Genomic DNA, 13110 nt, shown 5'->3' on the forward strand with positions numbered 1-13110 from the left:
TCTTTTATTCACGTTCCTGTACTTTCCCTTTTCACATTTATATATTCAACATTTCTTTGCTTCATAGATAAAATTTTAATTAAAAAAATAGAACGATGTGTAACTTCAAAAATAATTATCACCTATCTGTAATTCTAATTGTTTTGATCATTATGGGACTATATTCATGCACCAATGACACCTTAAAAATCGCTGCGCAACCAACTTTATCCGATTACACCGTTGGAGAAAAATGGATCTGGAAGTATAAAGGTGTAACCACCGAAGGCGAGGTACGCTCAAAAGGGGAAGATACACGAGAAGTAGTTATTGCGGATGGTGTTTTAGGGATGACTATGGGTAATGATACGATTCCGGTAACAGATATCGTAAAACCGGAAGAAAGCGAAACGCCAAAATATGATTGGCCTTTGGAAGTGGGTAAAAAGTGGAAATATGAAAAAAATTGGACAAGTCAAGATGGTACCACAGGAAAGCAAAGTCAAGATGTAGAGGTTTTATCCTTTAAGGAAGAAACAGTAGAAGCAGGAACATTCATGGCCTATACGATTCAATACAAAGGTGTAATTACAAATTCGAGAGGGTATAATGCCAAAACTGATGAAGTGTGGTTGTATGCTCCGGCTATAAAAAATTTCATAAAACTTATCCAAACTCAAGATGATTTTTTATACGAAGAGGAGTTAAAACTGTATTCAAACTAAAATGAAAATTGAGCATTTTCCAATTGCACTTTTAAAAAGGAAACAATGAAAAGAATATTGCTGATATTATTTCTAATTCATATTACTTCTTTTGGACAAGGATTTGAATTTAAAACGGTACCAAAGTCCAATGCTAAGGCGCTTGCCAATCAAATGCAAGCTTTGGCTGTATCCTATCCGCTAAAAGAATTGGCAGGATTGGACTTAATCAAGGTTCAAATCGTAAGTGAAAAATATGACGATGCCATAGCAACTATCGAGAAAGAAACTAAGGACAAGCCAAAAACGGAACAGATCTATTTAGATTTATATCACCAGTATGCCAAAGCAAAACTCACACCTAACTTTCAAGTGGCCTTTAAAGAATTATATAAATCCTATGTGACAAAGGCCGATGATTTTCAGGTACTTAATTTAGATGACACATTAATTGCCAGAGATGGTACGGACTATTTTATTTCTGATTTTGAACGTACGTATGAAAATATAACTACTGAAACGATTTCAAAGGAAACCTCACAAAATTTAATCCACAAATATTTCTTAAAAACGGTTTATGAATCCACCAGAAATCTGTTTTTTGAAGCCATAAAACAAGACCATAAACGCAGATATAGAATAAATGACAGTATAATAGTGCCCATGAAAGATGGGGCAGAGGTTTCCGTAGTAGTGGTTGAAAGAAAAGAAAGTGATAAAGCGAAGAAACCGGCCATCTTAATTGCTTCTATTTACGCAGGTACCAATGAGACTGGGGCAATGTTATCCGCCTCAAAAGGCTATGTTGGAGTAATCGCCAATACAAGGGGGAAACGATTAAGCAAAGGACCGGTAAAGCCTCTAGAACACGAAAATACGGATGTCTATGAAGTGATCGATTGGATTAGTAAACAACCGTGGTCAAATCAAAAAGTAGGAATGTACGGTGGTAGTTATAACGGATTTACCCAATGGGCATCCATGAAATATAAAGTGCATTCAGCTTTAAAAACCATTGTTCCCATGGTAGCCATTGCACCAGGAATTGATTATCCAATGGAAAACAATATACTACATAATTATTCCTATTCTTGGAATTTTTATGTAACCAATAATAAGTTTTTGGATTTTAAAGCCTCCCAAGATTTTACTCGATGGAATACCTTAAAAAATACGTGGTATACCACTGGAGTTGCCTTTAATAGATTGGATAGCTTGGATGGTCAAGTCAATAGATTATGGAATGCCTATATGCAGCATCCTAGTTATGATGATTACTGGAAGAAAATGATTCCTTATAAACAAGAATTTTTAAAAATCAACATTCCAATTTTGACCATAACAGGCTATTATGACGATTCTCAAAGAGGAGCCCTATATTATTATGACCAGCATACTAAGTATGTAAAAAATCCAAATCACTATGTATTGGTAGGACCTTACGATCATTGGACGGCACAAACCCAACCTCAGGAGTTCTTAAGGAATTATAAATTAGATAAAACCGCCTTAATTGACATTAGATATGACTTGGTTTATCAATGGTTCGATTACATCTTAAAAGGTAAAGAAAAACCAAATATTCTAAGGGATAAAGTGAATTTTCAGGTAATGGGAACCAATACATGGATGCACAAACCGAGTTTAAGTGCCATGACCAACGATACGTTGACTTTTCATTTCAGTGATGATAAAACGGATGATTTTTATGCGCTTAAATCGAAATCAAATACTTCTAAAATTGATTTAACTGTTGATTTTAAAGATAGAGAAAGCATGAATAACACAGGGTATTATCCTTGGCCTTTAGAAAAAGAAAACATCAATATAAAGGATGGATTGCTTTTTAAATCGGAACCCTTAAAGGAGGATGTGATTATAAATGGATCCTTTCTCGGGAATCTAGAATTTACTATCAATAAAAAAGATGTTGATTATTCCGTTATCCTATATCACTTAACGCCAGAAAGGAACTATTTTCATTTAAGCTATTATATAGGAAGAGCGAGTTATGCTCAAGATAGGGAGCACAGACATCTGCTAACTCCCAATAAAAAGATGCAAGTGTCCTTCAACAATTCTAAACTAATCAGTAAAAAGCTACAAAAAGGAAGTAGGATGGTAGCTGTGGTCAATGTGAATAAAAATAATAATGCACAACTTAATTATGGAACAGGTAAGGATGTGAATGAAGAAAATATTAAAGATGCAGAAGTCCCTTTAAAAATTATATTTTCAGGTAATAGTAGTATTTCCTTACCGGTTTGGTATTCCCTAAAGGAATAACCAAATTCTTATTAGTATATTATTGGCAAAAAAAGCCTGTTCGATTCTCCTTTTGGCTGTTTTTTTCCGTGGAGGGGCTGCAGGGTTGTACTTATTGATCGAAGCAAAATTAACGATGCGGTGAGTTCCATAGTAAAAATATTTGAGAAAAGGAGCCCCAAAGAATAATTTAATGAATTTGGTATCATCTCACAAATGGTTATGGAATTGAGTGAAGTCCATGACCTTTACTTTCCGTTTTTCGGTATATAGGTTTAAGGCCTTGAAAAAATTATTTTAAAAAGGAGTATCATTCATATGCATAGAATTATATGTAATCCAAATTGATTACATGGTTCTATGGCATTTCAAGCTTTAGAAGTATTTGCAAGGTTATCCCATTAATTGTTAAATAAACTATATGGTTTTTGTAAATTTAGCTTTATATAATGCCTGTAATCGATAAGAAATCAATAGCTGTCTTGCCATTTGTTAATTTGAGTAATGATATTAACAATGTATATTTCTGCGATGGCTTAACCGAAGAAATAATTAACGCCTTAGCATCTATAAAGGTATTATTAGTGACCTCTCGTACTTCTTCCTTCTATTTTAAAAACAAAAAAGTAACCTCTAAAGAAATAAGGGAAAAACTAAAGGTGGCTACATTTATAGAAGGCAGTGTAAGGACATCCAAAAATAAAATGCGCATTACTGTGCAAATGATTGATGCTTTGGATGACTTTCATTTCTGGTCAGAAACTTTTGATAGAAATCCTGAAAATATTTTTGAAATTCAAGATGAAATCAGTCTGTTTATCGCAGAAAAATTACGCGAACACATAGGGCATCTGGAAATCGAAGATAAGCTAGTAGAAGCTATTGATGTACCTGTAGCTATTTATAGAGAATATTTGAAAGGAAGGTACTACATGATGAGACTAGATTATAAAAACTCTATAAAGGGTGTCAATATCTTAAAAGAAGTAATTCATAAGTCACCCAATTTTTCAAATCCCTATTTAGATATAAATCTAGCCTATGTTAATATGGGGACTATGGGGCTTTTACCTGCATTTGAAGCATACGAGAAGGCCCAGCCTTATTTGTTAAAGGCATTAGAGCTAGATCCAAACTCATCAAGGTCACAATTGAATTTGGCTTGGATAGAATGCTGGCAAAACTGGAATCTTAAGAAAGCTTACGAACATGCCAATAAGGCTTTGGAGATGCAACAAGCAGACGATATATACTTAACCATTTCTAATTTTTTGACCGTGGAAGGAAAATTAGATGCGGCAAGTAATTATCTTGACAAAGCCTTACAGTTAGATCCTTATGCCGCTATAAATCATCATTACAAGGGTTTTTTGTACTACTTGAAAGAAGATTATAAAACTGCGATACCTTATCTAAAAAAGGCATTAGATTTGGACCCAAAGTTACCCTTTCCACCAATTTATATAGGAATTTGTTTATTAATGTCAGGCAAACCAAATGAAGCTTTGACATATTTCGGTTCACTTGAAGGCGTTTCTGTGAAAGACCTCACCAAATTAGGAGGTGAAACCATGTGCTATGCAAAGCTCAATGAAACGGAAAAGTGTAATGAAGGATTAAAAGAATTAGAGACGTATTTAAATACTGATCTTGTAGATAAGGCATTTACGTTTTTGATATTGGTAAATGCCTTGTTAGATAATAACGAAAAGGTAATTGATTTAATAACTCAAGCATACAATAATCGTTTGCCAGTAATTTTATTATTGAATCCATCCCCAATTCTTAAACCTGTAAAAAATCACAAAAGATTTAAAGACATCATGCTAAAAGCCATTCCAGATAATTTAAATTATAAACAGAAAAAGAAGTATAAACAGGCTTTACTAGATTCCAACGAAATCAAAAAGTATAGCAAAGAACTGGAGCAAATAATGATAGACTACAAACTGTATTTAAATCCAGACCTATCCTTAAAAGATTTAGCTTCTTACTTGGAACTTCCTGCGAACTATGTATCCCAATTATTAAACTTGGGGTTTCAAAAAAACTTCTCGGAATATGTTAATACCTATAGAATTAACGAATTTAAAGAGCGGGTTCTTCTAGAGGAAAACAAAGGTTTAACCTTAATGGCTGTAGCGTATGATAGTGGTTTTAACTCTAAAACAGTGTTCAATACCTTTTTTAAAAAAATAGAAGGGATTACACCAAATACTTACCTTAAGAGTAATAGTTAGTTCTGATTAAAAAATAGAACCTTCCTTTTATAACCTACAATTAGTTTTACTTCATCAAATTAGTAACAGTAAGAGATTACTTGATTTATACTTAGGCAATATTTCAAAATTCGTCATAATCTATAGTGTTGCTTCATAATTTATAGTCTTGCGCTAAACTTAATAACTCTTGCTTCATAACTGTTTACTGTTGCTTCAAGGTTCATGGCATCTTTGTACCATCAAATCGGAATAGTTATTCTAAAAATTCAAAATCAATTAATTAGAATGCTGTTTGCTGATTAAAAGATTTGGTTCTGGTTTTTAAAGTAGAACTTTTTGGTTGCAAAGTCTATTTAATTTTATCAAAAATCTAATAATTATAACAAAAATGAAAATTGAAAAAAGTGGAAAGGGTCTAAAATTAGGAATAGGGATTATACTAGGTGCTATAGTTGGTTACTTGACCTCAAATATGCAATTGTGGTTTGTTTTAGGGATTGCCATAGGTTCAGCATTAGAATATGGTGCCAAAAAAAATCATAAAAAATAAAAATCACTCATTACACATTCCACTTTTTTTTAAGCATTGGCTATTAATGCTTGTAACATCAGAAACAAAAATCAAAAAATCAAAAAGCGAACAATCATGAAATCAATTAAAATGAAAACAATCAAAAAACAAATCGGATTAAAAGTGGCTTGTGTAGCCTTTGCATTAGTATCAAGTATAACATATGCACAAAACGCAGATTCTAAAACAACAACACAGCGAGATGGCTTTATTATTGAATTTTCAGTAGGTGGAGGTCTAATCAGTTTAGAAGATAGTGAAGGTATTCAAACGTTCGACACAACTCAAGGAACGTTTGTTTTTCCAGATCTAAAGTTGGGCTATATGTTGAATGAAAATCTTGCTGTTACTGCCGCTATGCCAGGAAACATATACGAATTTCAAGATAATGACAGGAACTTTGGAGGCTTTATTCCATCGCTACAATATTGGGTAAAAGACAACTGGTGGATTCATGGCGGAATTGGTTTAGCAATAGATTCGCCGGCACTATATGATATTAAAGACAATGTAAATGACGATTGGAATTTTGGTTGTGCAGTAATGGCAAGTACAGGTTACGAAATTTACAAAAAGAAAAACTTCGTACTTAATGTGCAATCTAAAGTAGTGCTTGGTCGTGCAAATTTAGATGGTGATTCGCATAGGGATGCAGTAATTTTTAATGTAGGGTTAGGGTTTAGTTGGTTATAAAAAATTATCTATTGCATATATTTTATTGTTACCAAACATATAAAGCAAACTATGAAAATTTTGACATTTGTAATTTTATATATTCTTCTTTCAGGAGTACAAACCACATTTGGACAGAATGAAACAGATATTATAGTAGGAAGTAAGTTCGTTATTAAATCTAATATTTTAGATGAAGAAAGAACCTATTTAATAAGTTTTCCTGATTCATACAATAATTCATCTGAAGTTGATAAAAAATATCCAGTTATAATATTATTGGATGGATATACTCATTTTAAAACAGCATCTGGTATAGTACATTTTATGAGTAGTAATAGGAATCGAAACAGTTTAATGCCTGAAAGTATTATTATAGCCATAGAGAATGTTGACCGAGAACGAGATTTTACAGTTACAGAAATTAAGACCAAACGACCGAATAATATGGGAGGTGGAAGGATTTTTTTGAATTTCATTGAGAAAGAACTAGTACCTTATATTGATAAAAAGTATAAGACAGAACCGTTTAGAACTCTTGTTGGGCACTCTTTAGTAGGACTACTTACACTAAATTCCTATATGGATGAAAATAGCGTATTCAATGCTTACATTTCTATAGACCCAAGTATTTGGTGGAATGAGGAGATCATGAAAAACAAAGTTGATTCTATTTCCTCAATATCATTAGATAAAAAACTTTATATCGCTACTGCCAATCAAGGAGAGGCTAATTACGAAAGGAATAAACAAAGACACGACTCTCTTTATACTTTAATAACAAAGAAATCGGATAAACCTCTAAATATCGAAATAGAATATTTTGAAAAAGAAAACCATCGCTCTGTACCATTAGTAGCTTTATACGAAGGGTTAAAATATATTAATCAAGAGGAATGATTTCGAAGCTGGTAATATCAACAAATACGTTTGGTAACACCGTAAATAATTTGTTGCTGGCTTTTTGCCTACTTGCGAAAGTCTTTGGGGATTTTCTTGGTCGGTAATTAGTTGCTTAAAACACGCAACAAACCATATACAAACACGTTGTGTGCCATTAGGGCAAAATTGTAACAATTACCCTTTTACAGAGTCAGAATTAGTATAAAATAATAAAAATAAATAATCTATGATTGCAAATACAGAACAGAAAAATTTAATTAAGACCGCTAGAATAACTGGCTTATGGTATTTAATGATGGCTATTACAGGAATTCTAGGGTTTATGGTCTTTCATTCTCAAATATTTGTGTCTGGTAATCCTGAACAAACGCTAACAAATTTAGTAGAATTAGAATCTACAGCAAGAATTAGGTTGCTATTAGAATTTGGCATAGTAATTTCTCAGGCTCTTACCGCAGTTTGGTTTTTCAAATTATTTAAAGATAATTATGAATGGGAAGCTTGGACTCTAGGTATATGGGGAATGGTAAATGCTTTAGCCATTATGATAAGTGCAATTTCAATCGCCTCAGCAATAGGTATTGCAAATTCTGAAATAAGTGCTATGGAAGACAAAGTTTTACTAATTCAGGTTTTTCAAAATATTATTTCGAATGCTTGGGGTATTGGTGGCCTATTTTTCGGGTTATGGCTATTTCCAATGGGATACATAGTTATCAAATCTAAAAGGTTGCCTGTCTGGTTAGGAAGAATAATTATTTTAGGTGGTATAGGCTATCTAATTTCTACAGTTATACACTACGCAGGAATTGATTTTAGCTTCAATAGATTTCTTACGCTACCTGCAACCATTGGAGAATTTTGGATGATAGGTTATTTACTAATTTTTGGCATAAGACCTAGCTATAAGTAATTGCTTTTCTCTCCTACTTCTGAAAACCCTCACGGATTTTAGTTTGGTTTATACTTGCAACGTTAAGTGCTTATCCACGAAACTACTCATAGCCGAAATCGTTGTGGGTAAGGAGAAAAATTGAACTTACTTGAATAAAATTAAACAAAAAATGATAAATAAAAGTTTTGAAAACGCAAAAGAGCAAAGCAAATCATTAGAAAATGATTTGTATAAGAATCCTCAAAAGTACCGCGTATTAACGGGAGATAGACCTACAGGTAATTTGCATCTTGGACACTATTTTGGCTCAATTATAAACCGATTAAAATTACAAAGCTTGGGAATTGAGACTAATATTTTAATTGCTGATTATCAAGTGTTGACAGATAGAAATGTTTTTAATGAAATTTCAAAATTCACCTATGAACTAACTTTGGACTATTTAGCCTGTGGATTAGACCCTGAAAATTATAAAACTCATATTTTTCCACATAGTCATATTCCTGAATTAAATCAACTAACTATTCCATTTCTGACATTAGTTTCCAGTTCAGAATTAAACAAAAATCCAACTGTTAAAGAAGAAATTACTGCTTCAGGACTGAGTAATATTAATGCAGGAATGTATATCTATCCAGTTCATCAAGCTGCTGACATTTTGTTTTGTAAAAGTAATGTGGTTCCTGTTGGAAAAGACCAATTACCTCATATAGAATTAACTCGGAAAATTGCAAAGCGCTTTAATACCAAATTCAATAAAAATATTTTTACAGAACCAGTTGCACTTTTTACTGATACCCCTACTATTCTTGGGTTAGACGGTATTCAAAAAATGAGTAAAAGTCGCAACAATTCAATTATGATAAAGTCAACAGCTGACGAAACAGCAAAACTAATAAAATCAGCCAAAACTGATTCAAATCATTACATATCTTACGACCCCGAAAACAGACCAGAGGTTTCCAACTTACTTAAGTTAGCTTCCTTATGTTCAAATAAAAGTCCAACAGATATTGCTGATAAAATTGGCGACCAAGGTTCAGGAAAACTTAAACAGCTAACGGAAGAAGCCATAAACACATATTTTGAGCCTATTAGAAAAAAAAGAATAGAGCTTGAAAAAAATAAAGATTATGTCAGGGATATTTTGCTTAAAGGTATAAGTAAAGCGAGAGAAACAGCTATTGGAACGTTGAGTGAAGTCACTGAGGCAATGAATATGAAAATATAATAGCACTACATCCAGCAAAGAACTGAAATCGGACTTGATTCAATCTTTTTATTTTAAAGAATAGATTTGATTTTGAATGGAATCTCGAAGAACAAATAAAGCGAACGGAAGCATTTCAAAAAAACAAAATAACTAAAACTATTATTTAATTCTACTTTTTCAAGAAGGTAAACTTCATACAAATATCAATCAATCAATAATCATCATTAATCAAAAAAACATCATCATGAAAAAAACTTTAATTACCTTGACTTTGTGCGGACTAACATTAATCGCCAAAGCTCAAAACACAAGTGTAGAAAAATCAACATTCGGACTACAAACTGGAGTTCTAGGAATCTGGGCATATAATGAAGCAAAACTATCAAATGCCATTGCACTGAGAACAGAGATTGGTTTTGATTTTGGTATTTGGGAAACTACTTTTTACGATGAGTATGATTCTCCATTTCTACTAACACCTGTTATAGTTGTGGAGCCAAGATTTTATTATAACCTCGAAAAACGTTCAAAAAACTCAAAAAGAATTGATGGGAATAGTGGCAACTTTATTGCTTTAAAAATGGGTTATCATCCAGATTGGTTTGTCTTATTCAATACTGACGATGCTCCTGTGGTAAGTGATTTTTCCATTATACCCACTTGGGGAATTAGAAGAAACATAGGCAAACATTTTAATTATGAAGCAGGTCTTGGTACAGGGTTTAGTTACACATTTGCTAAACGTGCTGGTTATTTAAAGAACAAAAGTGAAATGGAATTAAATATGCACTTGCGAATAGGGTACAGGTTTTAGTAAAAATAATAATAATTTAAATATCAAAATGGAAAAGACCTTCATAACACTACTTATCGTTGGAATACTTTCTTTGCAATCTTGTGATGCAAAAAAACAAAAAACTAAAGATAATAATATACCAACCATTAAAAACCCATATCTGGGACAAAAACCACCAGGATTAAAGCCTATACCATTTGCTCCTGGTCTTGTGTCTACAGAAATTTATGAATATGATGGTGCATTCACCCCAGATATGAAAGCGTTTTATTTTATTAGAAGAGGAGAAGAAAATAAAAAATCAGCTTTTTACGAATACAAATACAACGAAATTGATGGGGAATGGAAAAAATCAGAAATAGCATCTCCATGGATAGGAAGACCAGTAATATCCCCAGATGGACAAACCATGCATTTAGGTGACAACTATCTAAAAAGAACAGAAGCTGGATGGTCAGAATTACAAAAACTAGAACCTCCTACTGTAAGTAATGATTCTATGTATATTATGCGCCTTTCATCTTCTGCTAATGGTACGTATTATTTTGACACTTATAAAGAAAACGATTCAACATTTCCAATTCGCTATTCGCGTTTAATAGATGGAAAGCATGAGGAACCTAGAGCTTTGCCTAAAGAAATAAATACTGGCACTTTTTTAAGCCATCCTTTTATAGCACCAGACGAATCGTATTTATTATTTGATGCTCAAAGGGAAAATAGTTTCGGAGACTCTGATATTTACATCAGTTTTAAAGAAAGTGATGGTACTTGGGGCGATGGAATTAATTTGGGAGATAAAATAAACACCAACTCTTGGGAGGCTTCTGCTAGTATAACACCAGACGGTGAATACCTTTTCTTTAGTAGAAATGTAGGATCAGACGATTTTGAAAATGTAGATATATTTTGGGTAGATGCTCAAATCATTGAATCAATAAGACCTAAAAACTAAATCATTAATAAAGTACTAAATCAAAATGGAGACAAATAACTTCAATCGGATTAAAACTGCATCTGTCATAGTTCTTTTATTTATAGTAGGTACGCTTCTAAACATTCCTTTTAGTAGAGAATTAAAACGATTAAAAATTGAAGCTGGTAATACTCAGGTACAATTATCAGATCAGTTAACTACTGATATCATACAAACAGGAATTTATGGTTTTGTTTTAGGTATAATTTTAGTTTTTGTTGGATTATGGTTGTCAAGGAAAGCACAATTGGGAGCACCAGTAATCGAACGTTTATTTTCAAATCAAAAAAACAGAACGCAAAATCGTTTTTTTAAAAAGCAATTGTATCCTGTAGTTCTTAGTGTAGTCTTAGCTTTGGTAGTACTTTTAGTTCATAAATTAATTAGAGCTTACTATCCTGTAGCAGGTATTATTGAAAGACCTTCAAAACCATTTTATGCTGTCGTATCATTTTCGGCAGGAATTACCGAAGAAATTATGTTTCGCTTAGGGTTAATGTCTCTGATTGTAGTAGTAATTCAGCGTTTCAAAAAAGAAACAAATCCGTCAGCAATCGTGGTTTGGGTGAGTATAATTATTACGGCATTGTGTTTTGGTTTAATCCATTTACCGCTATCAAAAAACTTTTCAAATCTCACTTTGGTAACTGTAAGTTCTACCATGATAGGTAATCTTATTACAGGGTCTTTCTTTGGTTGGGTGTATTGGAAACGTGGTTTACTGGTAGCAATAATTGTTCATATTGTTTGGGATTTGGTTTTTCATGTAGTTGGCTCACCCTATTTGTAAAAAAAACCTTGTTCCAATTTCCAAACGCGAACTTTTGAACCTTATAACTTATCCAACTTTGCTGTTAACAAAAACAATTATGAAAGCAATAGAATGTCTAAAATATGGGGGGGTAGAAAACCTGGTGCTAAGTAATGTGAAAAAACCAATACCAAAAGATAGTGAAGTACTTATAAAAATCTGTGCTACTTCAGTAACTACAAGTGATGTTCTTATTCGGAGAATGAATGAACCTTTGATCCCCAGATTTATACTTCAACTTATATTTGGTTTTGGACGTCCAAGAAACCCTGTATTGGGAATGGTAACAGCTGGAATTGTACAGAGCAAAGGTAAAGATGTGTCAATGTTTGAAATAGGGGATGAGGTTTTTGCCTACGGTTCTATTTCAACTACCAAACGCCGTTTTGGTTCTTATGCAGAATATATTTGTTTACCCGAAGATTGGAATCTGGCACTAAAACCTGTGAATTTTAGTTTTGAGGAAGCTGCTGCGATTCCTTATGGTGGTTTGCTGGCTTCTCATTTGTTAAAAAAGACGAGTATAAACAAGGGTGACAAAATATTAATTTATGGAGCGTCAGGAAGTATAGGTACAATGGCGATACAGTTGGCGAAGTATATGGGTGCTCATGTTACTAGTGTATGCAGTGGTAGAAATTTCAAATTAGTAGAATCTTTAGGAAGTGATAAGGTGATTGATTACACCATAGAAAATGCTGAAACACAATTGGAAACTTATAAATATGTTATTGATGCTGTAGGCAATTCGAAATCATCGAAACTAAAAGATAAGAGCAAAAAAGCATTGACTTCAAATGGCAAATATATATCTATCGATCATGGGACTCCATTAACTCCAAAAGAAGCTTTTTTAAATTTAAAAATTTTAGCAGAACAAGAGAAGATTACGCCTGTTATTGATAGAATATATCCTTTAGAAAAAATTGCCGAAGCGCATAAATATGTTGAAATGGGGCATAAAAGAGGAAATGTGGTGATCACTATTTAGCTGGGCTGTAGATGATCTCAATTTATAAATCATAATAAAAAAACGAACAGCAAATGTTTTTTAAACGAGCAGGTACTAATTATTTTTAACTGATACCATCAGTTGTTTAAAT

At 32.8% G+C, this 13110-nt stretch carries 12 protein-coding genes; all 12 read left to right on the forward strand.

Annotated features, from left to right (window positions below; genetic code table 11):
- Positions 1-95: 95 nt before the first annotated feature.
- Positions 96-704, forward strand: a complete 609-nt coding sequence (locus DCS95_RS09455; protein ID WP_116770536.1) for a hypothetical protein — start codon at positions 96-98, stop codon at positions 702-704.
- Positions 705-749: 45 nt separating this feature from the next.
- Entirely contained in the window at positions 750-2969 is a 2220-nt protein-coding gene (locus tag DCS95_RS09460; RefSeq protein ID WP_208630756.1) for a CocE/NonD family hydrolase, read from the forward strand.
- Positions 2970-3397: 428 nt separating this feature from the next.
- Positions 3398-5188 carry a helix-turn-helix domain-containing protein gene (locus tag DCS95_RS09465; RefSeq protein WP_116770537.1) on the forward strand — a complete coding sequence of 597 codons (1791 nt, stop codon included), beginning with the start codon at positions 3398-3400 and terminating at the stop codon, positions 5186-5188.
- 370 nt (positions 5189-5558) lie between these two features.
- The gene (locus DCS95_RS09470) at positions 5559-5720 is read left to right on the forward strand and encodes a glycine zipper domain-containing protein (RefSeq protein WP_164674148.1); all 162 of its coding nucleotides are present in this window, start codon (positions 5559-5561) and stop codon (positions 5718-5720) included.
- Positions 5721-5816: 96 nt separating this feature from the next.
- Positions 5817-6434 carry a hypothetical protein gene (locus DCS95_RS09475; protein ID WP_244178434.1) on the forward strand — a complete coding sequence of 206 codons (618 nt, stop codon included), beginning with the start codon at positions 5817-5819 and terminating at the stop codon, positions 6432-6434.
- 51 nt (positions 6435-6485) lie between these two features.
- Positions 6486-7313: an alpha/beta hydrolase gene (locus DCS95_RS09480; RefSeq protein ID WP_116770538.1), complete on the forward strand. Its 828-nt coding sequence runs from the start codon at positions 6486-6488 to the stop codon at positions 7311-7313.
- Positions 7314-7542: 229 nt separating this feature from the next.
- Complete coding sequence (locus DCS95_RS09485) at positions 7543-8229, forward strand: DUF4386 domain-containing protein (protein WP_071339919.1); 687 nt, start codon at positions 7543-7545, stop codon at positions 8227-8229.
- 130 nt (positions 8230-8359) lie between these two features.
- Positions 8360-9442, forward strand: a complete 1083-nt coding sequence (gene trpS, locus DCS95_RS09490) for a tryptophan--tRNA ligase (RefSeq protein WP_208630757.1) — start codon at positions 8360-8362, stop codon at positions 9440-9442.
- A 226-nt stretch (positions 9443-9668) separates the two neighbouring features.
- The gene (locus DCS95_RS09495; RefSeq protein ID WP_116770540.1) at positions 9669-10238 is read left to right on the forward strand and encodes a hypothetical protein; all 570 of its coding nucleotides are present in this window, start codon (positions 9669-9671) and stop codon (positions 10236-10238) included.
- 28 nt (positions 10239-10266) lie between these two features.
- Positions 10267-11175: a TolB-like translocation protein gene (locus DCS95_RS09500; protein WP_116770541.1), complete on the forward strand. Its 909-nt coding sequence runs from the start codon at positions 10267-10269 to the stop codon at positions 11173-11175.
- 25 nt (positions 11176-11200) lie between these two features.
- On the forward strand, positions 11201-11986 hold the full coding sequence (locus tag DCS95_RS09505; RefSeq protein WP_116770542.1) for a CPBP family intramembrane glutamic endopeptidase: 786 nt from the start codon (positions 11201-11203) through the stop codon (positions 11984-11986).
- A gap of 79 nt (positions 11987-12065) precedes the next feature.
- Positions 12066-12998, forward strand: coding sequence for an NAD(P)-dependent alcohol dehydrogenase (locus DCS95_RS09510; protein ID WP_116770543.1), 933 nt, complete (start codon positions 12066-12068; stop codon positions 12996-12998).
- The last annotated feature ends 112 nt before the right edge of the window (positions 12999-13110 follow it).

The sequence above is a fragment of the Maribacter litoralis genome, from assembly GCF_003075045.1.
In the GTDB taxonomy this organism is placed as follows: Bacteria; Bacteroidota; Bacteroidia; order Flavobacteriales; family Flavobacteriaceae; genus Maribacter; species Maribacter litoralis.